The sequence below is a fragment of the Amycolatopsis sp. cmx-11-32 genome (genome assembly GCF_047608695.1).
Lineage (GTDB): Bacteria > Actinomycetota > Actinomycetes > Mycobacteriales > Pseudonocardiaceae > Amycolatopsis.
Map to the genome: position 1 here is coordinate 640,373 of NZ_JADNQN010000004.1, position 21,763 is coordinate 662,135.

Below are 21,763 nucleotides of genomic sequence, written 5' to 3' on the forward strand. Positions count from 1 at the left end.
GGGCGGGAAGGAATGCGTCCGGGCGCGTCCTGCCCTGGCCGGGCGGGACGTCGATCCCCATACCCATTCCGAGGCGGGTACTCCACGCGGTCTGCTCCTTCTCTTCGTTACCGGTTGACGGTCTCCTCAAGGGACGCATGGTGCCTGTCGAGGGTTGTCGCAGGATTACACATCCCCCTGGAGATGTGGCGAGCACCACCGGTTCTCGGTCAATGGTACGGATAAGGCCAGGTCAGCGCCGCGCGGCTCAGGGAAGAACGCGTCGGGCCGCGCGGGCCGGGACCAGCGTGGCGGCCGCCGCGAGCATCGCGACGACGATCGTCGCGATGGGCAGCGCGATGGAGGCGGTGCTCACCTGTTTACCGTCCAGAGCGCCCATCAGCGGCGGCGCGCACGCGACCGCACAGACCAGCCAGGTCCCGGTCATCCGGCTGGTGCCGTTCCGCACGGTGTGGAGCAGGTACACGCCGAGCAGCAGATTGGCCAGGCTCTGGACCGGCCCGAGCCGGAGCCCGAGGAGGTCCGCGTCGGCCGAGGCGCCGCCGAAGCGGGCCAGCGCGAAACCGAACACCCCGAGCATCGCGTACGCCATCCCGACCGTCGCCGCGGCGCGGCAGAACAGCGCGGCGCGCGGGCCCGGTTCGTCGACCACCCGTTGCTGCGGTCCACGCGGTTGAGTGTTCCGGTGGCGTTCGAACCACCAGAAGACGAGGACGGCGGGGACGCCCAGCAGAGCGAGCGCGAGCAGGACCCTCGGCCGGGCCAGCCAGCTGAGACCGTCCACGAACGGGCCCGGCAGGTAGACGACCGCCACGAGCAGCAGCATCGCGGACAGGAAGCCGAGGTAGAGGCTCATCGGGGCGCGGAGGACGAGGTGAGCGGTGGCGGCGATCGCGGGACGTTCACCGAGCCTGGCCAGCGGCCGGGCGAGCAGGCCGAGGACCGCGAGCTGGACCAGGCCGAGCAGGAGCACGCCCCACGGCGGCCCCGACAGCGCCGCCGGGGCGCCGGGACCGCCGAGCAGCATGGGTCCTTCACCGCGGACGGCGACCGCGATGCCCAGCCCGGTGACGCCGGTGAACGCCGTCGCCACGAGCGCGCCACGCGGCAGGCGGACGCCGTCGGCGTGGGCGAACGCCAGTTGCTGGACGAACAGGGCGAGGAACAACGTCTCCGCGATGCGCGGGATGGCCGAGCCCGACCACTGCGCCGCCGCCTCGCTCGCCAAAATCAGTGTCAGCAGCCCGGCGACCGACGCGGTCCGCGTCCGGCGGTACAGCATCAGCAGCGCCGGCGCGAGCACGACGGCCAGCAGGAAGACGCCGAGCAGCCAGAGCGGGTGCAGCGCGATCCGCATGACCGTGGCGTTCGTGCCGGTCGGGATCCCCAGCACCTCCAGCGCGAGCGGGACTCCCAGCGCGACGACGGCGAAGATCAGCGCCGGGCGCAGGAGCGGGCTCGCGCGGTCGGCGAGGTACTGCGGATAGCGGCCGCCGGTCGCGCGGATCGATCGCCAGCCCGCCTCGTTGATCCGGCCCACCGCGAAGAAGATCAGCGGACAGAGCTGGGCGAGCCAGGTGAACGGCCACAGCGACCGCTCCGGCGCCCCCGCCCAGTGCGCGAGCGCGACGGCGGATTCGCCGAGCAACATCAGTACGACACCGGCGACCCCGAGCAACGCCCATCGGCCGACCGGGACCACCGGACGCGGCTCGCGGGGGAGGGTGACGACGGTCCGGCGGATGCGGACCCAGCCGCGGAGGCGGAACACCAGCAGCGCGCCGACCACCAGCACCCCGACGATCATCGGGCCGAGCGGATCGCCGACCGGCGGACCCCAGCGCTGATGCCAGGAGTTGAGCACGAGACCGGCGGTGTAGAGGGAGGCGACGACCTCACAGGTGCCGCGCGAGTCCATCGGGTTGATGACGCAGGCGTGGTGCATGTCGGCCGAGAGCCGGTCGTCGAGCGCGGACCTCGCCTCCTGGCCGAGCGGGTGCCCCTTGCGCTCGGCGTAGCGGAGGATGTCGTAACCGAGGTCGTGGGCCCTGCAGGGGACGGCGTAGTCCCATTTGGTGTTGTCGTCGCCCCAGGGCGCCGAGCAGCCACCGTCGGTGTGGACGGCGCGCACGGTGCCGTCCCGCGCGGTCATCACTCCAGGGGTGATCCCGCTGACCGCGGTGAAGTCGGCGGGCAGTTCGGCGATGACGTTCTCGACCGGGCCAGGCCGCACCAGCGCGTCGACCGCGTTCTGGGCGGCGAGGAGGTCACCCGCCGGCGGCCCATGGTCCGGCGGCGACGCGGGCCGCGACGCGATCAGGCCGAAACCGAACACCAGCACCGTGACCAGCAGTAACCAGCCCGAAGTCGACCATGGCCGCCGGATCCGGGCAGGCGGTCGGTCGAGGTCGGCTGTCGCTGGCATGGCGTCCAGGGTGCCATCCGCCGATCGATGCCGACATCCGGACAACCCCCGGGAACACCCACCGGGTGCCCTGATGGCGGTGACCAGTGGGGTCACTGAGGCGCGAGTGAAAGTCCGTGAAGGACTCCTTGAGGGACTCTGGGTCCCTCAAGGAGTCCTTCACGGACTCGGTGACGATTCACGTACTCGGGGAGGGAATGGTCGCGTTCAGTCCTCGGCGGTGGGCGGCGGAGGAACGGGCCGGTCCCTGTCCTGGGCGAACCGCACCTGGTTCCTGCCGTTCTCCTTGGCCACGTAGACGGCGGCGTCGGCGGCGTGCAGGAGTTCCTCCAGTGATTCACCGTGACGAGGTAATAGGGCCGCCCCGATGGAGGTGGTACGGCCCGAGATGGTGACGCGGCTGCCCCTTTTGTCGGTAGTCACTATATGCAGTTCGGCGATAGCGCTGCGCACTCGCTCGGCGGCCAGTTTCGCCGAAGTTTCGTCGATATCCGGCAGAAGTACGAGGAATTCCTCGCCCCCGAACCTGCCGATGACGTCGGCGGGCCGGGTGACCTCGTCCAATTTCCGTGCCACATCGCGGAGGACGTCGTCGCCCGCGGGGTGTCCATATGTGTCGTTAATCCACTTGAAGTGATCGAGATCAATCATCAGAAGGGCCAGGTTGTCGTCCGATCGGGCAGTCCTGCCGAGCGCCCGATCGGCCGACTCCGACCATCCGCGCATGTTGAGAACGCCGGTTTTCGGGTCCGTCCGCGCGTCGTTTTGCAGTTGGTCGATCTCGGCGAGACGGTTGAACACCACCGTCACCACGGCCATCACGATCACCATCGGTGGCATGATCAACAGCAGCACCGCGGTGACCGCGCCGAGGCCGATCGTGATGGCCTCCAGCAGGTTGTCCGCCCTATTGCCGAGCACGGTCGACATCGACGGCCGCTTTGGTGAACCGATCGCGAGGATGCCGCCGATGTAGGCGATCTGTACCGCCTCGAAGACCAGTCCGGTGATGATCAGAACACCGAACTCGCCGAGGGTGCCCCAGTCGGAAATCCGCCCCCATTCATGTGGGCCGAACGCGGCGAAAGTGAGCGACGCCAACGTCACCGAAACGCCGTGGGTGACCGACGAGAACACGAAGTTGTGCGCGGGCCGCCGGGCGATGAACCAATGCTGGATTCGGACGAGCGCGATGATGGAAAGCGTCAGCGAAAGCGGCAGGATGACCGCGGCCGGAAATGTCCACACGGCGGTGAGGTCGATGAGAACGGTGCGGCTGCGATCGCGCCGTCTTTCTTCTTGCCGCTGGGTGAACTGAATATGCGCCGTGGCGCCGACGGCGAGAATCGCGAAACGAACCCAGTCGATTCTTTCTGGGGTAGCGGAATGCGTTGTCGCGACGACCATGATCGCGATTCCGATCGCCTCCATGGCGAAAAGGAACGCGATGAAACGCTTCGGCCGCTGCCACAGCGCCCAGGCCCTGGGATCGTAGGGATGGCGCTGCGGCGGGTCGGCCTGGTCACCTTCCGGGCTCGATCGCCCGCCTTCGGTCACCGGTGCACCGCTCTCGGCCGCCGCCGCTCGCTCGTCAAGGTCGCCGGTGCCGTCGCCGCGCTGGCGGCGGTCACCGGACTCGGCTGGCAATTGCTACCTCTTTCCGCGCGGACGGCACGGCTGAGTAATCTCACCGGTACCGACTGAGACACCGTTCGTATTCCACGGCCGGTATCATCCCATCGCATAAGTTGTTCGACACCGGCAAGGGTGCCCCCGAACGAGGACCGGAGGTGGCAATCGTGTCCCGTGATTTCTGATCTTGACAGCTGAATGTTTTTCGAGACGCGACGCGGAAGGGGTGACGGATAGTGTCCAGTCGTGACTTCTAAGCCCGGGCAAGGTATTAGTTCGCAGCGACGAGGTGGCCAGGAGGTGTGTGACAGTGTCGAGCCGTGACTTCTGATCGAGAGTCGTTTCTTTTTACCCCGGCGTCGAAGGACCCGGTGTTGATGATCGGAGCGTCGAAGCAGTGTCCCGTCGAGAATTCCGAGTACGAACCCGCCGGGCGGCCACGCCGCCCCGGGGGTCGTCCAGTGTGGATTCGTCATGACAGCAGCGGTTCCGGGCTGGATCCGTTGAGGTGCCCCCAGCTGAGCGCGACCAGTACGGCCAGCAGCAGGCCGACCACGCCTGCCAGCGCGATGGCCGAGGTCGCGGCTCCGAGCCGATCGGCGGCGAGCCCGCCGAGTCCCGCCCCTATTCCTTGAGCCACCCGCAATCCCGTGCGGTACACCCCACCCGCACCGCCCCGTAGCTCGTTCGGGACCCAGGTGATGAACGTGGCGCTCACCGTGATCAGGTACGCCCCCGCGGCACCCGCCGCCGCCAGCAGGAGCAACGCCGGAATCAGACCCGGTTTGAGCGCGAAGGCGATCAGGGCGACCATCGGCAGGGCCGCGAGCACACCCAGCAGCTTCCTCCGTTGTTCCGCGGAGACGAACCGGGACAGCAGGAACGCGCCGATCACGAATCCCAGCGGATCGGCCGCCAACAGCCAGCCAACGGCTTGTTTCCCGACACCCATCTCCGCGGCGAGCGGCGCGGCGAGCCCCTCGGGGATCACGGCCAGGCCGACCAGCCACGAGAACCAGACCAGTACCCGCAGGTGACGGTTGCCGAACACCTGCTTCACCGCGCCGAACCAGCTGTCGCCGCCGTCGGACGCCGCCGCCCGCCGGGAAACGGAGAAGCGGACCACGGCCGCGCTCAGCAGGAACGTCGCCGCGTCCAGCGCCAGCGCCCAGCTCGCCCCGACCTGTGACACCAGCAGGCCGCCGCCCGCCAGGCCGAGCAGCATGGCGGTGTTGGTGGAGATGCCGCGGAGGTCCTGGCTCTTGAGATAGAGGTCGTCGTCGGTGAACACCTCGCGGGCCAGCGCGTTCTGTGCCGCGTTGCCGGGCGCGTTCGCGAGCCGCGCCAGCACCACCAGCCCGCACAACAGGGCGAGCGGGGTGCCGGGGATCGCCATGATCGCGATCAGCACCGCCTGGATCAGCGACGAGAAGACGAGGACGGTGCGCCTCGGGTAGCGGTCGGCCAGCTGGGAGAGGCCGAGGCCGCCGGCCAAGGCAGGCAAAAAGGTCAGCGAATAGACCACCGCCGAGAGCAGCGCGGAACCGGTGCGGTCGTAGACGAGGATCGCCAGCGCGACGATGGTGAGCTGGTCCCCGATCAGGGACTGCACCTCGGCGAGCCAGAGGGCGCGGAACTCGCGGTTCGCGAGGGCGGCGGTCATCCGCGGCGCCGCGTTCGTCTTCACTGGGTGACCACCTCCCCCCGATCGGGTGAACTTAGCTCTCTCGCATTCTTGCCTGCTCTGTTACGAGGCCGTCGAGGGAGTCACAGTTCATACCCCGCCGTTCAACGTTCAGTATGCCTCCGGCTACAGGGAGACGAACAGAAGACCGGCCGATCCTTCGCCTGTTAGGCCGATCGAGCTACGCCTTCTGAGCGGTGAGTGACGCTGGTTCGACTCGTCCGCGAGTATCTGCGCGCCGATCGCTCCGCACTCGCTCGGCGCAGCCCGCCCGCCGTTCGCCGCCGCCGGAGCTGCGGCTGGGCCGAATGGGTCAACACTGAGGGGAGACCGGTCTGGAGGTGGAGGCCGGCCGGGCAAAAGGGGTGAAGGCGATGAACGGTTTGCTCGACGACAAGGCCGTCGTCGTGACCGGGGCGGGTCAGGGTCTCGGTGAGGCGTTCGCGGTGCACGTGGCGAGGGCGGGCGGGGCCGTCGTGGTCAACGACATCGATGTCGCGTTGGCCGACCGGACGGCGGAGAACATCCGCCGGTTCGGTGGACGGGCGGTCGCCAGCGGGCACAGCGTCGCGGATCCGAAGCAGGCGCAGGAGATCGTCGACCTCTGTCTCACCGAGTTCGGCGCGATCGACGGGCTGGTCAACAACGCGGGGCTGAACTACGAGGCGTTTCCGTGGGAGGACGACGTCGAGCAGGCCCGCGAACTGGTCGAGGTGAACGTCCTCGGTGTCATGTACACCGGTCTCGCCGCGATCAAGGCGATGGTCGCGCGCGGCAAGCCGGGTTCGATCGTCAACATCTCGTCCGGGGCGTCGCTCGGGCAGCGCAAACTGGGGGTGTACGCCGCCAGCAAGGGCGCCGTCGCTTCGTTGACCTACTCCTGGGCGCTCGACCTGGAGGAGAGCGGGATCCGGGTGAACGCGGTCTGCCCGCTCGCGCATACCCGGATGGTGTGGAAGTCCGAACGGTCGCTGCGAGCCTGCCCGCCGGACCGGACCCCGTCGCGGATCGCGCCGGTCGTGCTCTTCCTGCTCGGTGCCGGTTCCGACGGGATCACCGGGCAGATGATCCGCTGCAACGGGCCGCAACTGCACGTCATGGGACAGCCGTACCTGAAACAACCCATCCTCGAGCGGCCGGTGTGGGACACCGAGACCGTGCAGCGCGCCTTCGACGAGGTCTTCAGCGCGCACCTGGAGAACTACGGTCTCGAGAAGCGTGTCCCACCCCGGCTGCGCAAGTGGACGGAGTCGACCCGGACCGCTTAGCCGACAACGAACGGCAGCTTCGCGGCCAGTTCGCCCAACTCGGCCTTCTCCGCACCGGCCGGCTCGCGGCGTCCGGTGCCGACCAGCGGCGCGTCCGTGTCGGAGAACGACGCCGGGAACTGCTCCCCGGTGCGCTGCTCCAGGATCCGCCTTGTCTTCGCGAGGCTGTCTTCGGCCGGGCCCTTGAGGTGCGGCAGGTGCGCGACGAGGTCGAGGTGGTGCAGCGTCCATTCCAGGACGTACGCGGACAGGAAGTCACCCGCGCTGAGCACGACGTCGCGGGTGGTGACCCGCATCCCGGGGTCGGCGAGGTCGGCCCGCGGCGGAACCGACGTCGTCGAGGTGGAACTTGAGGAGCCGGGGTTCCTGGTACGCGGCGGCGAGACGCACGATCACCTTTCCGGAACCGGTCCCGGCGGAGGCCACGTGCCGTCGGGTGGCGGGTCCGTGAAGGACTCCTTGAGGGACTCTGGGTCCCTCAAGGAGTCCTTCACGGACTTGGGGGGTGGGGGCCGCTCGCTCAGGAACCGGCGGCGGGAGCGCCGGCCACGTAGAGGTCCGCGATCGCGGGCGCGTACCGGTCGTTGATGATCCGCCGCTTCAGCTTCAGCGTCGGGGTCACCTCGCCGCTCTCCGGCGTCCACGCCTTCGGGATCACGTGGTACCGCTTGATCTGCTCGATCCGCGCCAGCCGCGCGTTCGCGGCCTCGACGGCCTTCTGGATCTCCGCGCGCACCTGCGCGTTGTCGGCGAGCGATTCGCCTTCGGTGAGTTGGATGCCGTTCGCGGTGGCCCAGCCGGGGGCGATCTCCTCGTCGACGATGATCAGCGCGGTGACGTAGGGCCGCTTCTCGCCGATCGCGACGGCCTGGCCGATCAGCGGGTGCTCCTTGAGTAGTCCTTCGATCTTCGTCGGGGCGATGTTCTTGCCGCTCGAGGTGATGATCAGTTCCTTCTTGCGGTCGGTGATCGTGACGAAGCCGCGTTCGTCGATCGTCCCGATGTCGCCGGTGGCGAGCCAGCCGTCGGCGTCGACGTCCGGTTTGATCGAGCCGTCTTCCTGCAGGTAACCGAGGAACACGATCGCGCCGCGGACGAGGAGTTCGCCGTCCTCGGCGACCTTCACCTCGATGCCTTCCAGCGGCTTCCCGACCGAGCCCGCCTTGAACGCCGACAGTGTGTTGGACGTGACCGCGCCAGTGGTCTCGGACAGGCCCCAGACCTCCTGGATTTCGACGCCGAGCCCGGCGATGAAGTAAAGGATCTCCACCGGCAGCGCGGCGGCACCACTGGAGGCGACTTCGACCTGGTCCAGGCCCAGCATGGCCCGTATCGGCGCGAGCGCGGCCGCGTCGGTCTGCGCGATCTTCTCCGCCAGTTCCGGCGGGACCTCCTTGCCGTCGCTGCGCAGTTTGTAGCCCTGCTGCAGCAGTTCGTTGGCGCCGATCAGCCCGTTCCGCTTGTCTTCCGGCAGCGATCCGAGCAGGTTCTTCAGGCCCGCGACCATCTTTTCCCACACCCGCGGGACACCGAAGAAGCTTTTCGGGTGCACCTGGCCCAGCGCGCCGACGACGGCGGTCGGGTCGCCGACGGTGTGCACGTGCCCGGCCCACACGATCGGCATGTAGATCGACAGTTCGCGTTCGGCGATGTGCGCGAGCGGCAGGTAGGCGATGTTCGTGGCGTGCATCGGCGACTCGTGCAGCCTCATGACGGCGGCGGCCTGGTAGATCGCGTTGCGGTGGGACAGCACGACACCCTTGGGGTCGCCCGTGGTGCCGGAGGTGTAGATCATCGACAACGGGTCGTCCTGGCCGATCGCGGACCATGCCGTCTCGAACGCCTCCGGATCGGCGGCGTGTGCTTCCGCGCCCGCCGCTCGCAGGTCGGCGAACGACAGGAAACGCTTGTCGCCATGGGGAATCACGGACGCGTCGAGCAGGACGATGTGCCGCAGCGCGGGCAGGTCGTCGAGAACCTGGGACCAGCGGCCGAGTTCGTCGGCACCGGCGAGTACGACGACGCCGGCGGCGCTGTGCCGGGCGACGAACCCGATCTGCTCCGGGCTGAGCGTCGCGTACGCGGTGCACGGGATCGCGCCGAGATGGGCCGCGGCGAGGTCGGCGATCAGGTGTTCGGGACTGCTCGGCGCCATGATCAGCATCCGGTCGCCGGAGCCGAGCCCGAGCCCGGCGAGCCCGCGCGACACCTCGGCGATGGCGGTGCGGAATTCACGCCAGTTCAAGGTCGGCTTGCCCTCGATGTCGAGTGACGTCACCGCGGGCAGGTCACCGAACTCCTGGGCGTTGCGGTGAAGCAGGGCGGGGATGGTCTGGCCTTCGATCTGCTCGGCGACGGTCGGCTGGTTGGTCAACGCTGGCCTCCTCGATGCTGCCTGATCAGGCCCACTGTAAGGGCTCTGGTCAGTGGTGGATAGAGAATCGCGGCCACGGTTGCGCTACGCGAAATGTCCACCTTTTCCGGTTCCATCACGTCAGTCGCGGACTTCCGGAGCGCTCTCGCCGACGATGACCACCGTGACCGGCTTCGACCACCTCGGCGCGGCCGATCCCTTGGCGCACAAGCGAAACGCGTTCGATCGGGCAGACGGCTTCGCGCCGTCACGACGCTTCGGGAACTCCGGAGCTGAGCACCGAGCGGGCGGCGTGCGCGAGGCTCTCGCGCACCTCGGCGGCGTCTTCGAGATAGCCGCCGGCCATGGCGCCGTCGCGCAGCAGGGTCAGCTCCCGCGCGGCGGCTTCGGGGGCCGGGTGCCCTGTCGCGCCGACGATCTCCGCGATCGAGTCGCGGAGCCACGTCCGGTGTTCGCGCACGACCTTCCGCACGGGGTGCTCCGGATCCGGGTACTCGGCGGCCGCGTTGGTGAACGGGCAGCCACGGAAGCCCGGCGCGCAGATCTCCTCGACGACCCCGAGGATTTCGAGTATTTTCGAAGGTTCTGACTTCTCGTCCCCCGCGGCGGCGAAGAACCCGAGGTAGGCGCGGACCAGGTCCTCCTTGCCGGGGAAGTGTGGTAGAAGGGCGCCCGGCCGACCTCGGCCGCGACGATCCTCGCCGCCGTCTTCAAAGGCGGTCTTTGGCCGCGGAGCGGCGGGCGGGCGCGGCTGCCATGGCCGACGCGCAACCGCGCGAATGGTGAAGCTGATTCAGGAACCGGTGGCAAAAAGGTGATCACCTCGCCCCGTCGGGGGAGACGAGACGGTCTTTCGCGAATCCGCTGTTAGTCTCGATGTTCGCTCTCGCCGCGAGTGTGACGTAGACCTTTCCCCTGTGGCGTAAGGGAAACCCGCGTCGCTCGGCTCAGCGGCGAGACGCGGGCAACGGCGCCTGGAGAAAGAGGGGATTGTGTTGATCGCCTATACCGCCGTCGCCGTGTTCGGTGTCGCTTCCGGTTTCCTGCTCAACGAATTCGGCTCGCGTTATCCGGTCGAGACGGCGCTCGTCGTGATCCTGGTCTGCGGGGTGGTGACGTTGTGCTGGGTGGGCGTCCGGACGCTCCGGGCCGCGTCCAGGAGGGTCGACGTGCTCCTCGAGGACGAGCTCGGCCCCGCCGGTGAAGATCATTTCGATGCACCGGCGATAAACGCCGGCAATTCTCGATTTCGCGGATCGAACGGCCTTACGGCCGCCTTCCTCCGGGGTGAAGTCGTTCGCAAACCGAACGGTATGTGAAGCCCTCCCCCGAAATCGTGAGCGAGGTCACGGCGCGTAGTTTTCGTCGACTTTTCAGCCGAGACAGGAGTGCGACAGGCTGTTACTTGATCGAGTCCGATGAGTGCCGGTCAAGCCGCTGACTGCGGTAAACCGGCAGGTGATCTACTGGCGGGTCACTTGTCGGGGTGTTTCTGTCCATGTGGTGGACTTTCGAGGTCCGGCGACCCTTCGTCAGCTGGTCACGGCGATATGTGACTACCCTTCGCGTTCGGACTTGACTCACCCGTTTGGGTCTCCTAGCGTCTTCGCGGGCGGAGCGGACCACGCTGTGTTGATCCGGCTATCGGATCCCGCGGGTATGAGATCCCCGGCGACCCGACACCAATAACTGCCGGAAGGAAAACGGACCACGGTGAAGCAGAATTCCCTTCGACGAGGCCGCGGCTCTTCGATTCGTTCGCGCGTTCTGACGATCGCGCTCATTCCCAGCATCGCGCTGATGCTCGTCGGTCTCGCGATCGGCGGGTACCTGATCTCCGACGCGGTCAATGGCCGTGACTACGCGCAGCGGATCCGTGACTCGGAAGCCCCTTCCGTCCCGTTCTTCGCCCAGATCCAGGAGGAGCGCCGACTGACGCTGCGCGAACTCGCCGGCGACCGTTCGCAGCACGCGACCCTCGTGGAGCAGCGCGCCAAGACCGACGCCGCGACCCAGGGCGTCGTCACGCACCTCCAGAAGTTCATCGGCGACTCGCCCGACAGCGTGCAGCGCACCATCGCCACGGTGAACGGGCTGTTCCAGAAGATGCCGCAGATCCGGCAGTCGGCAGACTCCGGCCAGCTGCCCCTGCTGGACGCCTTCACCTTCTACAACCAGATCCTCGACCAGTTCGTCGAAGGGCTGACGGGGCTCGCGCAGGACGCGCCGAACGCGGAGAACGCCTACCAGCGCATCACCGCGGTGCCGCTGTTCACCGCGATCGACCAGTTGCAGCGCGCGAACTCCCTCGCCGCCGCGGCAGTCGCCGGTGGCGGGTTCACCGACGAGACCTACCGCGCCTACGTCAGCCAGGTCGGTTCGTACCGCTCGCTGCTCGAGTCGTCCGTTTCGCGGATGCGCCCGGACGTGAAGGCGAAGTTCGACCAGCTCGTCGCGAGCGATCCGTGGAAGGCCGTCAACACGGTCGAGAACACGTTCCTGCAGAACAGCAAGGCCACCCTCCCGGTGCCCGAGCAGCTCTGGCTGCAGTCGTCCCGCGGCGTCGGCGACGCCATGATGCGCGGCTTCGTCGAGCAGAGTGGTGCCGCCACCACCGAGGCCATCGACGAGGCGGACCGGACGCTGATCACCTCGGCCATCGCCGCCGCCATCGCGCTGCTCGTGGCCATCGGCGTGTTCATCATCGCCCTGCGGCTGTCCAACCGGCTCATCGGCAGGCTGGCCCGGCTGCGCGAGGACACCCTCGACGTCGCCGAGACCCGGCTGCCCGAACTGGTGGACCGGGTCCGCGCGGGCGAACCCGTCGACCTCGACGACAAGGGGCACTTCCTCGACCACGGCGACGACGAGATCGGCCAGGTCGCCGAGGCCTTCAACAAGGCGCAGCAGACCGCCATCGCGGCCGCCGTCGAAGAGGCCAGGACCCGTGAGGGCACCAAGAAGGTGTTCCTCAACATCGCGCACCGCAGCCAGGTCATCGTGCACCGCCAGCTCAAGGTGCTCGAACAGGCCGAGCGCAAGCAGGAAGACCCGGAGCAGCTGGAGACGCTCTTCCAGCTGGACCACCTCTCCACCCGTGCCCGCCGCAACGCGGAAAACCTGATCATTCTCGGCGGCGGCCAGCCAGGCCGTCAGTGGCGCAAGCCGGTCACGCTGGCCGAGCTGACCCGTGGTGCCTCGGCCGAGACCGAGGACTTCGCCAGGGTGAAGACGGCGAAGATGCCCGCGATCGCGGTGCAGGGCCCGGTCGTCGGCGACCTCGTGCACCTGCTCGCGGAGCTGATCGACAACGCCACCTCGTTCTCCCCGCCGCAGTCGCGGGTCGAACTGCGCGGCAACGTGGTCGGCAAGGGTGTCGTGATCGAGGTCGAGGACCAGGGCCTCGGGATCGAGCCGGAGCAGGCCGCCGAGCTGAACGCGATGTTGGCCGATCCGCCGGACTTCGGCATCATGGCGTTGTCGACCGAGCCACGGCTGGGCCTGTTCGTGGTCGCGCGGCTCGCCGCACGCCACGGGATCTCCGTGCACTTGCGCGAGTCCGCATACGGCGGCACCAGGGCCATCGTGCTCGTCCGCACCGACCTGCTCGCGCCGGTCCCGTCTGATCAGCCGGAGGACGAGGTGGACCCCGAGAGCACCGAGGTGCCGGACGCCGCGCCGCTGCTCCCGGGCCGTCGTGCCCGTCACCGCACCGAGTTCCCCGCCGAGCGGCCGGAACTCCCGGTGCCGATGCCGGTGGCTCCCCAGGAGCAGCCGCAGCCGAGGGCGGAGCAGCCCGGCGCCGCGTTGCCGCCGCTGCCCCCGCGCCGTCCGCGCGTGCCGCGGCCTGAGACGCCCCGGCCTGAGCCGATGCGCTCGGAGCCCGCGCGTGCCGAGGCCCGGCCGCAGCCGGTGCAGCCGCCGGCCTGGCCACCGGCCGCCGATTCCCGACCGCAGGACGGCCGTCCGCCGCAGACCCGGCGACCCGGCCCCGAGGCGCCCGGCAGGCCACCGCTGCCGCAGCGCCGCCGTCAGACGAACCTGGTTCCCCAGCTGATGGAGGACCGGCCTGCCGCCCAGCGCGAGGAGGTCCGCGAGGACACTCCCGAGCTGGCCAGGAACCGCCTCGCCGCGTTCCAGCAGGGGACGCGCCGCGGCCGGGACACCGAACCCACCGACGACTACACCGACCTCGACATGTACGGAGATCGTGACTAGATGGCCAACGCAGGAGTCAGTGAACTCGACTGGTTGCTGGATGACCTGGTCAAGCGGGTCAGCGGTGCCGACCGGGCGGTGGTCCTCTCGGCCGACGGCCTGCTCATCGGAAAGTCCGGCAACCTGTCGGAGCAGGACGGTGAGCACCTGTCCGCGGTGGCGTCGGCGTTCCAGAGCCTCGCGCGGGGCACGGGACGGCACTTCGGCGGCGGCAACGTCCGCCAGACCATGGTCGAGATGGACCACGCCTTCCTGTTCGTCACCGCGGCGGGCCGGGGCGCTTGCCTGGCGCTGCTGGCCAAGGAAGACGCGGACATGGGCCTCGTGGCCTACGAGATGAACCTGATGGTCAAGCGGGTCGGCGCGGTGCTCACTTCGGCGCCCCGCGCCGCGACTCCCCTGTCGCCATGAGCGGGCGGCACGAGTCGTGGTTCGAGGACGAGGCCGGTCCGCTGGTCCGGTCGTACGCGGTCACGGGCGGGCGCACCCGCTCGGACACGATCGGCCTCGACCTGATCACCCTGGTGGTCGCCATGCGCACCGCGCACGAGGTCGCCGGCTTCGAGCCGGAGTACGGGCGGATCCTCAACCTGTGCCAGAGACCGACCTCCGTCGCGGAGGTCGCCGCGCGCATCGATCTGCCGCTGCCGGTGGTGAAGGTGCTGCTGAGCGATTTGATCGAACAGAACCTCGTGCTCTTCCGCACCGCGACACCGGTCACCGACACCCCCAACAAACACGTACTCCAGGCGGTTCTTGATGGCATCCGGAAACTCTGAGCCCCGGCGATCCTTGACCGCGAACGCGGTCAAGGTCCTCATCGCCGGCGGGTTCGGGGTCGGTAAGACCACGATGGTCGGTTCGGTCAGCGAGGTCCCCCCGCTGCGCACCGAGGAGGTCATCACCGCGGCGTCCGAGGGCGTCGACGACCTCACCGGTGTCGAGAAGAAGACGACCACCACGGTCGCCCTCGACTTCGGCCGGATCACCATCAACCCCGAGCTGATTCTGTACCTGTTCGGTACGCCGGGACAGGACCGGTTCTGGTTCATGTGGGACGAACTGGCCGAAGGCGCTCTCGGCGCCGTCGTGCTGGCCGACACCCGACGGCTCGACAGTTGCTTCGCGGCCGTCGACTTCTTCGAGCGCCGCGGACTGCCGTTCGTCGTCGCCGTGAACTGCTTCGACGACGCGTATCGCTATGGCACCGAGGAGGTCCGGCAGGCGCTCGACGTCAGCATGGACGTCCCCCTGCTGCTGTGCGACGCGCGGGAACGCGATTCGACGAAGCAGGTGCTGACCGTGCTGATGGAGCACGTGCTCGCGCTGTCCGACCTGGCGGCCGGGCTGCCGCAGGGCCGCTGACGCCTCTTTGAAGTGCCATGAACGGTCCGTTACTTGCAAAATTTGCAAGTAACGGACCGTTCATGGCATCGGCGGGGCCTGTAGCGAGAAGTCCGTGAAGGGCTCCTTGAGGGACCCTGGGTCCGTGAAAGTGGCCTTCACGGACCTGGCCCCGATCTGGACCTGAAGCCCACCGCGGCATTGAGGCTCAGCCGCGACGACGGCGGCGCAGTGTGTCGAGCGCGTAGGTGCCCGGACCCACCACCGCGAACAGCAGGAAGATCCAGGAGTACAAAGCCGCCATCTCACCCTTGTTCTGCAGTGGCAGCAGCGCGTCGGGCTGATGGACGACGAAGTACGCGTAGGCCATCGTGCCCGAAAGCAGGACCGCGACCGGGCGGGTGAACAGGCCCACCAGGATCAGCAGCGAGCCGACCACCTCGATCACTCCGGCGTACCAGCTCGGCCAGGTGCCGACCGGGACGGCCGCCTTGTCGAAGAAGCCCATCTTCTGCAGGCCGTGGCAGAGGAACAGGAACGCGACCACTACGCGGACGACGGAGAGGGCCAGGCCTTGCCATTTGGCGGGGGTCTGGCCGATCTCGGTGGTCGTGGCGGTGGCTGTCTGGGTCATGACGCATCCTTCCGGCTCAAGGTGGTCTAAACCATTGATGGGAATGAGGATGCCGGATACCCCCATCGGCAGGGAACTTTCTTTCGGGGGGTAATTCCGTGGTATGCCCTGATTTAACAACGCCGCAATGAACGAGAACGCGAAATCGGCCTCTTTCCTGGAATCATTCCAGGAAAGAGGCCTCGGCGATTTCGATCAGCGACGGCGGCGCAGGGTGTCGAGGGCGAAGGTGCCGGGGCCGATCGCGGCGATCAGCAGGAAGATCCAGCAGTAGAGGGCGGACAGCTCGCCCATGTTCAGCAGCGGCAGCAGGCCTTCCGGTGCGTGGACGGTGAAGTAGGCGAAGGCCATGACGCCGGAGAGGAGCACCGCGACCGGGCGGGTGAACAGGCCCGCCAGCACCAGCGCGGCGCCGACGACCTCGATCACGCTGCCGTACCAACCGGGCCAGGAGCCGAGTTCGACAGCGCCACCGGCACCGTCGACACCGCCGAAGAATCCGAATCCTTGCAAGCCGTGGCAGAGGAACAGGAACGAGACGACGATCCGCACGGCCGACTGGATCGCACCCTGGAGCTTCGTGGCACGCGGGGTGGTGGTGGTCTGGGCGGGGGTGATGGTCTGCGTCATGGTTTCCGGTCCTTCCGGGAAAGTCTGTCGGGCGGCTTCTGACAACGCGTCGGACGGGCCCGACGCGAATCGACACCCGGGCGGAGACTTTTTTCGTGGGCCGGTCACATCACTCGTTCGGAGCAGCGTCAGACTGGATGCCATGGCGGGTAAGACGAGTGCCGGGATCCTGCTCTTCCGCAGGTCGGGTGTGGTGACCGAGGTGCTGCTCGGGCATATGGGCGGGCCGTTCTGGGCGAAGAAGGACGCGGGCGGCTGGTCGATGCCCAAGGGCGAGTACGAGCCGGACGAGGCGCCGGAGGCGGCCGCGCGCCGCGAGTTCGCCGAGGAGCTGGGGCTCCCGGCGCCGGAGGGGGAGTACTTCCCGCTGGGCGAGGTGAAGCAGTCCGGCGGCAAGGTCGTCACCGTCTGGGCGGTGGAAGGCGACCTCGACCCGGCTCAGGTCGTGCCGGGCACCTTCGAGATGGAGTGGCCGCCGAGGTCGGGCCGGACGCAGGAGTTCCCGGAGGTCGACAGGGCCGCCTGGTTCGGGCTCGCCGAAGCGGAGGAGAAGCTCCTCAAGGGCCAGCGCCCATTCCTCGCCCGGCTGGGTGAGCTGCTCAACGGCTGAGGCCTTACCCCTCAAGCAACGCGCTGAGTGGTTTGTCGGCGAGTGATCCCAGTACGAGATCGGCGTGGTCGAAGTTCAGCACCGCGGTGATCGCGTTCGGTACCGCGACGCACGTGAGTCCCGCGGCCTTCGCCGCGGTGACGCCGTGCGGTGAGTCCTCGAACGCGATCGCCTCGGACGACGGCAGGTCCAGTGCCGCGAGCGCGGCCAGATAGAGGTCCGGGCTCGGCTTCGCCTCGTGGAGGTCTCCGGTGAGGACGGCCTCGAACGAGTCCGCCAGGCCGAGCCGGTTCAGCTGCGTGGTGACCCAGTCACCGGTCGAACTCGACGCGATGGCCAGCCGGAGGCCTCGCTCTTTCGCGTCGTCGAGGTACTCCTGGACGCCGGGACGCGGTCCCTCGGATTCCAGCAGTTCGGTGACCCGGGCGCGGACGCCGGTGCGGATCGCGAGCGTGTCGAGTTCCTCGCCGTCCTTCGCGAGCAGCTCGAACATCGCGGTGGCGGTGTGCTGTGTGCCGATGACGGTGTGCCAGACCGCCAGCGGGAGTTCGCCGCCGCGCTGCCGGAAGGTCTCTTGCCAGGCCGCGAGGACGGCGGCTTCCGTGTCGACCAGCGTTCCGTCGAAGTCGAAGATCAGAGCGCCGGTCATGGGACGAGTCTACGTCTTGACGCACTGAGGGGGACGGATTACCGTACGCGTTCGTTAGGAAAGTTACCAAACGAACAAGCGCCGCGCACCCGTCCCTCTCAACCCGCCGCCACGGATTCCCGGGGAGATCGATGTGAAGGCCCGAACCCGACTACTACCACTCGGCGCGGCGATCATCCTGTTGCCGACGCTGCTCAGCGGCAACGCGCAGGCCGCCGATGTCCTTTTGTCCCAGGGTAAACCCGTACTGGTCTCCTCGGTGGAGTCCGCCGAGTACGGCGGCCCGCTGGCCGTCGACGGGAAGACCAATACTCGCTGGGCGAGCGTCGAAGGCGCGGACCCGCAGTTCATCCGCGTCGACCTCGGCGGCCCTTCCGCCGTCAACCGGGTCAAGCTGAACTGGGAAGCGGCGTACGCCACCGCGTACAAGCTGGAAGTCTCCAACGACGGCTCGGCGTGGACCTCAGTCAAGTCCGTCACCAACGGCAACGGCGGCACCGACGACCTCACCGGTCTGTCCGCCCGCGGCCGCTACCTGCGTCTCGTCGCGACGAAGCGCGCCACCAGTTACGGCTACTCCCTTTGGGAGATGCAGGTTTACGGGACCTCGGACTCCTCCGGTGACACCCAGGCGCCCACCGCGCCCACGAACCTGAAAGCCGGTTCCGTCACTTCGTCCACAGTGGACCTGACGTGGACGGCGTCGACGGACAACGTCGGCGTCAGCGCGTACGAGGTGCTCCGGAACGGTCAGGTCGTCGGCACATCGGAAACGGCGTCCTACACCGACAGTGGCCTGAGCGCGGCGACCGCGTACACCTACACCGTCCGCGCGAAGGACGCCGCGGGCAACACTTCGGGTGCCAGCAACCAGATCCAGGCGACCACGCAAGCGGGCGGCGGTTCGTCGTTCGTGCTGGCCGCCGCGGGTGACATCGCGGACCAGTGCACCGCGTCCTCGTCCTCGTGCATCCACCCGAAGACCGCCAACCTGGTCGGGCAGATGAACCCGGCCGCGGTGATCACCATGGGCGACAACCAGTACGACGACGCCCACATCGAGGACTTCACGAACTACTTCGACAAGACCTGGGGCAAGTACAAGAACATCATGCACCCGGTCCCCGGCAACCACGAGACCTACGACCACACCCCGCTGGGCGCCTACAAGAAGTACTTCGGCAAGATCGCGACGCCGAACGGGAAGACCTACTACAGCTGGGAAATGGGCAACTGGCACTTCGTGGCCATCGACAGCACGGAGTTCTCGCCGGGGCTGGCCGCGAACGCCGTCAGCGACGAGCAGCTGAACTGGATCAAGCAGGACCTGGCGAAGAACACCAAGCCCTGCGTCGCCGCGTACTACCACCACCCGCGCTATACCTCGGGTGACCACGGTGACAACCCGAAGATGGCCACGCTCTGGGAGACCATGGTCAAGAGCAAGGTCGACCTGGTGCTCAACGGGCACGACCACCACTACGAGCGGTTCTTCCCGCAGAACGCCAGTGGGGCCAAGGATCCGAACGGCCCGGTGCAGATCATCGGCGGTGGCGGCGGGATGACGCTGTACCCGGTCAAGACCGAGCATCCGGCGACGGCGAAGGCGATCTCGACCTTCGGTGTGCTCAAGCTGAACATGTCGGACAACGCTTTCTCGACGCAGTTGATCGGCCTCGACGGCAAGACCATCGACTCCTCGCCCACCTACACCTGCCACTGATCCACGCGATCGGGTGCCGGGGCGCGGGCGTGTGCGCGGCGTCCCGGCACCTCCTCGCGGCGTAGGAGGTCTCCCATGTACATCGCCACCGCCAGGGCTGCGCCAGACGTGCCGAAAGGGGGCATCAAACGGGCCGTCACCGGGAACGTCGTCGCGCTGGGCCTGGTCAGCCTGGTCACCGACATCTCATCGGAGATGGTGACCGCGGTCCTCCCGCTCTATCTCGTCCTCGGTCTCGGCCTGAGCCCGCTGCAGTTCGGCGTGCTCGACGGCCTTTATTCCGGCGTCACCGCCGTGGTCCGGCTCCTCGGCGGGCACCTCGCCGACCGGTGGCAGCGGCTGAAGGCGGTCGCCTGCTTCGGTTACGGGCTTTCCGCGCTGGGCAAGATCGGCCTGATGCTGGCCGGTTCGTCCACCGTCGCGATCGGGGCGGTGCTCGCGGCCGACCGCACCGGGAAGGGCGTCCGGACCGCGCCCCGGGACGCGCTGATCACCTTGAGCAGTGACCCCGAGCACCTCGGGCGCGCGTTCGGCGTACACCGGGCGATGGACACCTTCGGCGCGTTCCTCGGCCCGCTGGTCGCGATGGCCGTGCTGTGGCTCAGCCTCGGCAGCTACGACTCGGTGTTCTTCACCAGCTTCTGCATCGCCGCGATCGGCGTGATCATCCTGGTGGTGCTGGTCAAGGACCATCAGCCGACGTCGCGAGCCGAGCGGCACAAGGTCTCCTTGCGGGAGACCGCGGGGTTGATCCGGCAGGCGCCGTTCCGCCGCATCTGTGTCTGGGCCGCGTTGCTGGGCCTGGTCACCCTCAGCGACTCGTTCCTGTACCTCGTCCTGCAGCGGCGGTGGGAACTCGGCGCCGTCTTCTTTCCCTTGCTGCCCTTGGGAACCGCCGGTGTGTACCTGCTGCTCGCCGTTCCCCTGGGCAGGCTTTCGGACCGCGTCGGCCGCTGGAAGGTCTTCCTCGGCGGGCACCTCGCGCTGGTCGCCGCCCTGCTGGCGCTGCTCGGACCGGTGGACGGCGGCGTGCTCGCGGTGCTGGCGCTGATCCTGCACGGTGTCTTCTACGCCGCGACCGACGGTGTCCTGATGGCCGCCGCCGGGCCACTGCTGCCCGAACACCAGCGAGCGAGCGGGCTGGCACTGGTGCAGACCGGGCAGGCGACGACCCGGATGTTCGCGTCCGTCCTTTTCGGACTCGCTTGGACGGCTTGGGATCTGCACGCCGCGGTCATGGTGGCCGCGGGCACACTAACCGTCGTGGTCGTCGCGGCCGCCGTGATCCGTCCACTGAGGACATCCGCATGAAGGGGCGGATCCTTGGCGTGGCAGCGGCGGTCGTCGTCCTGGTCGCGGCAGCCGTCGGGTACGGTATCCTTTCGCGGGATCGCGGTCCGGGCGTCAACGCCGTCGCCGTCGTGTCGGGGCAGGTCTCCGTGCAGTCTCCGGGCCAGTTGTTGTTCCGCAACACCGCCGAGGGTCCCGACTTCGGCCACCTCGCCACGGTGCCCGTCGACCGGCCCGGCGAGGTACGGAAGGTGGCCGGACTCAGCTGCGACCGATTCGCCGCCTCGGCGGGGACGGCACTCTGCCTGGCCGCGCAGCCGGGCGTGCTGCCGCCGATGACCGACGTCATCGTGCTGGACAAGGACCTGAACGAGATCCGCCGGGTCGAACTGCCGGGCACGCCCAGCCGTGGCCGGGTCTCGCCGGACGGCGAACTCGTCTACTGGACGCTGTTCGTCAACGGTGATTCCTATGCGGAGACAGGGTTTTCGACCAGGGCCGGAATCCTCGACCTGTCGAGCGGGCAGCTGCTGAAGAGCGTCGAGGAGATGGCACTGTTCCTCGACGGCAAGCAGTATTACTCGTCCGACGTGAACTACTGGGGGATCACCTTCGCCCCCGACGGCAAGCGGTTCTACGCGACCGTCGGAACCAAGGGGAAGACCTACCTGGTCGAGGCGGACTACGAGAAGTACAGCGCGAACATGATCCGGGAGAACGTCGAGTGCCCGTCACTTTCGCCGGACGGGAAGCGGATCGCTTTCAAGAAGCGGGTCTCCGCCGATCTCGCGGCGCCGTGGCGGCTGGCCGTGCTCGATCTGGCGTCCGGCAGGGAGACCATGCTGGCCGAGACGCGGAGCGTGGACGACCAGGCCGCCTGGCTCGATGACCGAACCGTGGCTTACGGGCTGGAGTCGGGGATCTGGGCGGTTCCCGCGGACGGGAGCGGGGCGGCGCGGGAACTGGTCACGCTGGGTGCTTCGCCGGCGGGTGTGTAGTGGGCCTCGACCTTTACACGTCCCCAAGTACATGAAGGCCCCCTTCCTTGCGCCTAGCGCCAGGGGCCCGGCAAAGCGCGGTCTTGCAGGCCAGGCGGTAATCGTTCGCTGTATGAGGCCGACGATGAAAGAATGGGGACGTTGAGTGTCCCATTCCTTCATCGTCGCGGGGTCACTAGCGATAATGAGTCCGGATTACCAACAGCAGCGCTGACCAGCGGCTCTGCAACTTTGCCGGGACCCTGCGCCTAGCGCAAAGGAAGGGGGCCTTCACGGACCTTCGG

At 68.1% G+C, this 21,763-nt stretch carries 19 protein-coding genes and 1 pseudogene; 11 read left to right on the top strand and 9 right to left on the bottom strand.

What is annotated here, in order from left to right; translation table 11 throughout:
* Positions 1 to 247 precede the first annotated feature (247 nt).
* The gene (locus tag ACM6LR_RS15555) at positions 248 to 2,425 is read right to left on the bottom strand and encodes a phospholipase A2 (RefSeq protein ID WP_414943994.1); all 2,178 of its coding nucleotides are present in this window, start codon (positions 2,423 to 2,425) and stop codon (positions 248 to 250) included.
* A 207-nt stretch (positions 2,426 to 2,632) separates the two neighbouring features.
* On the bottom strand, positions 2,633 to 3,856 hold the full coding sequence (locus ACM6LR_RS15560) for a GGDEF domain-containing protein (RefSeq protein ID WP_414939245.1): 1,224 nt from the start codon (positions 3,854 to 3,856) through the stop codon (positions 2,633 to 2,635).
* Positions 3,857 to 3,922: 66 nt separating this feature from the next.
* Between ACM6LR_RS15560 and ACM6LR_RS15565 the strand changes: the two genes are divergently transcribed.
* Positions 3,923 to 4,129, top strand: coding sequence for a hypothetical protein (locus ACM6LR_RS15565; RefSeq protein WP_414939244.1), 207 nt, complete (start codon positions 3,923 to 3,925; stop codon positions 4,127 to 4,129).
* 400 nt (positions 4,130 to 4,529) lie between these two features.
* Here ACM6LR_RS15565 and ACM6LR_RS15570 read toward each other — a convergent pair whose 3' ends face one another.
* A complete protein-coding gene (locus ACM6LR_RS15570; protein WP_414939243.1) occupies positions 4,530 to 5,744 on the bottom strand; it encodes an MFS transporter in 1,215 nt (404 codons plus the stop codon).
* A 371-nt stretch (positions 5,745 to 6,115) separates the two neighbouring features.
* Between ACM6LR_RS15570 and ACM6LR_RS15575 the strand changes: the two genes are divergently transcribed.
* Positions 6,116 to 7,009, top strand: coding sequence for an SDR family NAD(P)-dependent oxidoreductase (locus ACM6LR_RS15575; RefSeq protein WP_414939242.1), 894 nt, complete (start codon positions 6,116 to 6,118; stop codon positions 7,007 to 7,009).
* On the opposite strand, the pseudogene ACM6LR_RS15580 reads toward ACM6LR_RS15575, so the two are convergent.
* The 3 genes and pseudogenes from ACM6LR_RS15580 to ACM6LR_RS15590 all read right to left on the bottom strand — a co-directional run.
* Positions 7,006 to 7,405: pseudogene (locus ACM6LR_RS15580) on the bottom strand (maleylpyruvate isomerase); the annotation flags it as partial. The gene ACM6LR_RS15575 and the pseudogene ACM6LR_RS15580 overlap by 4 nt on opposite strands.
* Before the next feature lie 124 nt (positions 7,406 to 7,529).
* A complete protein-coding gene (locus ACM6LR_RS15585; RefSeq protein ID WP_414939241.1) occupies positions 7,530 to 9,383 on the bottom strand; it encodes an AMP-dependent synthetase/ligase in 1,854 nt (617 codons plus the stop codon).
* 247 nt (positions 9,384 to 9,630) lie between these two features.
* Positions 9,631 to 10,176 (bottom strand): TetR family transcriptional regulator C-terminal domain-containing protein, encoded by a 546-nt coding sequence (locus tag ACM6LR_RS15590; RefSeq protein WP_414944041.1) that lies wholly within the window; start codon positions 10,174 to 10,176, stop codon positions 9,631 to 9,633.
* 226 nt (positions 10,177 to 10,402) lie between these two features.
* Here ACM6LR_RS15590 and ACM6LR_RS15595 point away from each other — a divergent pair, with 226 nt between their 5' ends.
* From ACM6LR_RS15595 to ACM6LR_RS15615, 5 genes are all read left to right on the top strand, one after another.
* The gene (locus tag ACM6LR_RS15595; protein ID WP_414939240.1) at positions 10,403 to 10,702 is read left to right on the top strand and encodes a hypothetical protein; all 300 of its coding nucleotides are present in this window, start codon (positions 10,403 to 10,405) and stop codon (positions 10,700 to 10,702) included.
* 394 nt (positions 10,703 to 11,096) lie between these two features.
* On the top strand, positions 11,097 to 13,601 hold the full coding sequence (locus ACM6LR_RS15600) for a nitrate- and nitrite sensing domain-containing protein (RefSeq protein ID WP_414943995.1): 2,505 nt from the start codon (positions 11,097 to 11,099) through the stop codon (positions 13,599 to 13,601).
* Positions 13,602 to 14,012: a roadblock/LC7 domain-containing protein gene (locus tag ACM6LR_RS15605; protein WP_076162557.1), complete on the top strand. Its 411-nt coding sequence runs from the start codon at positions 13,602 to 13,604 to the stop codon at positions 14,010 to 14,012.
* Complete coding sequence (locus ACM6LR_RS15610; RefSeq protein ID WP_037306798.1) at positions 14,009 to 14,380, top strand: DUF742 domain-containing protein; 372 nt, start codon at positions 14,009 to 14,011, stop codon at positions 14,378 to 14,380. The genes ACM6LR_RS15605 and ACM6LR_RS15610 overlap by 4 nt, the downstream gene beginning before the upstream one ends.
* On the top strand, positions 14,361 to 14,966 hold the full coding sequence (locus tag ACM6LR_RS15615) for a GTP-binding protein (protein WP_414939238.1): 606 nt from the start codon (positions 14,361 to 14,363) through the stop codon (positions 14,964 to 14,966). The genes ACM6LR_RS15610 and ACM6LR_RS15615 overlap by 20 nt, the downstream gene beginning before the upstream one ends.
* Positions 14,967 to 15,153: 187 nt before the next feature.
* Here the strand turns inward: ACM6LR_RS15615 and ACM6LR_RS15620 are convergent, their stop codons facing one another.
* Together ACM6LR_RS15620 and ACM6LR_RS15625 are read right to left on the bottom strand one after the other, a co-directional pair.
* A complete protein-coding gene (locus tag ACM6LR_RS15620) occupies positions 15,154 to 15,579 on the bottom strand; it encodes a DoxX family protein (protein WP_414939237.1) in 426 nt (141 codons plus the stop codon).
* Between the two features lie 195 nt (positions 15,580 to 15,774).
* A complete protein-coding gene (locus ACM6LR_RS15625; RefSeq protein WP_414943996.1) occupies positions 15,775 to 16,209 on the bottom strand; it encodes a DoxX family protein in 435 nt (144 codons plus the stop codon).
* 142 nt (positions 16,210 to 16,351) lie between these two features.
* Between ACM6LR_RS15625 and ACM6LR_RS15630 the strand changes: the two genes are divergently transcribed.
* A complete protein-coding gene (locus ACM6LR_RS15630; protein WP_414939235.1) occupies positions 16,352 to 16,819 on the top strand; it encodes an NUDIX domain-containing protein in 468 nt (155 codons plus the stop codon).
* A 4-nt stretch (positions 16,820 to 16,823) separates the two neighbouring features.
* Here the strand turns inward: ACM6LR_RS15630 and ACM6LR_RS15635 are convergent, their stop codons facing one another.
* Positions 16,824 to 17,468, bottom strand: coding sequence for an HAD-IA family hydrolase (locus ACM6LR_RS15635; RefSeq protein ID WP_414943997.1), 645 nt, complete (start codon positions 17,466 to 17,468; stop codon positions 16,824 to 16,826).
* 133 nt (positions 17,469 to 17,601) lie between these two features.
* Between ACM6LR_RS15635 and ACM6LR_RS15640 the strand changes: the two genes are divergently transcribed.
* From ACM6LR_RS15640 to ACM6LR_RS15650, 3 genes are all read left to right on the top strand, one after another.
* Entirely contained in the window at positions 17,602 to 19,191 is a 1,590-nt protein-coding gene (locus ACM6LR_RS15640; RefSeq protein ID WP_414939233.1) for a discoidin domain-containing protein, read from the top strand.
* A gap of 75 nt (positions 19,192 to 19,266) precedes the next feature.
* Entirely contained in the window at positions 19,267 to 20,502 is a 1,236-nt protein-coding gene (locus tag ACM6LR_RS15645) for an MFS transporter (RefSeq protein ID WP_414939232.1), read from the top strand.
* The gene (locus tag ACM6LR_RS15650; protein ID WP_414943998.1) at positions 20,499 to 21,479 is read left to right on the top strand and encodes a TolB family protein; all 981 of its coding nucleotides are present in this window, start codon (positions 20,499 to 20,501) and stop codon (positions 21,477 to 21,479) included. The genes ACM6LR_RS15645 and ACM6LR_RS15650 overlap by 4 nt, the downstream gene beginning before the upstream one ends.
* Positions 21,480 to 21,763: the final 284 nt, after the last annotated feature.

What these genes read in the sequence shown, in the direction of transcription:
- ACM6LR_RS15650 (WP_414943998.1), top strand. Translation starts at nt 20,499, where the DNA reads ATGAAGGGGCGGATCCTTGGCGTGGCAGCGGCGGTCGTCGTCCTGGTC.
- ACM6LR_RS15565 (WP_414939244.1), top strand. Translation starts at nt 3,923, where the DNA reads ATGGCGCTGCGGCGGGTCGGCCTGGTCACCTTCCGGGCTCGATCGCCC.
- ACM6LR_RS15560 (WP_414939245.1), bottom strand. Translation starts at nt 3,856, where the DNA reads ATGGAGGCGATCGGAATCGCGATCATGGTCGTCGCGACAACGCATTCC.
- ACM6LR_RS15615 (WP_414939238.1), top strand. Translation starts at nt 14,361, where the DNA reads ATGGCATCCGGAAACTCTGAGCCCCGGCGATCCTTGACCGCGAACGCG.
- ACM6LR_RS15555 (WP_414943994.1), bottom strand. Translation starts at nt 2,425, where the DNA reads ATGCCAGCGACAGCCGACCTCGACCGACCGCCTGCCCGGATCCGGCGG.
- ACM6LR_RS15605 (WP_076162557.1), top strand. Translation starts at nt 13,602, where the DNA reads ATGGCCAACGCAGGAGTCAGTGAACTCGACTGGTTGCTGGATGACCTG.
- ACM6LR_RS15645 (WP_414939232.1), top strand. Translation starts at nt 19,267, where the DNA reads ATGTACATCGCCACCGCCAGGGCTGCGCCAGACGTGCCGAAAGGGGGC.
- ACM6LR_RS15635 (WP_414943997.1), bottom strand. Translation starts at nt 17,468, where the DNA reads ATGACCGGCGCTCTGATCTTCGACTTCGACGGAACGCTGGTCGACACG.
- ACM6LR_RS15630 (WP_414939235.1), top strand. Translation starts at nt 16,352, where the DNA reads ATGGCGGGTAAGACGAGTGCCGGGATCCTGCTCTTCCGCAGGTCGGGT.
- ACM6LR_RS15625 (WP_414943996.1), bottom strand. Translation starts at nt 16,209, where the DNA reads ATGACGCAGACCATCACCCCCGCCCAGACCACCACCACCCCGCGTGCC.
- ACM6LR_RS15610 (WP_037306798.1), top strand. Translation starts at nt 14,009, where the DNA reads ATGAGCGGGCGGCACGAGTCGTGGTTCGAGGACGAGGCCGGTCCGCTG.
- ACM6LR_RS15575 (WP_414939242.1), top strand. Translation starts at nt 6,116, where the DNA reads ATGAACGGTTTGCTCGACGACAAGGCCGTCGTCGTGACCGGGGCGGGT.
- ACM6LR_RS15620 (WP_414939237.1), bottom strand. Translation starts at nt 15,579, where the DNA reads ATGACCCAGACAGCCACCGCCACGACCACCGAGATCGGCCAGACCCCC.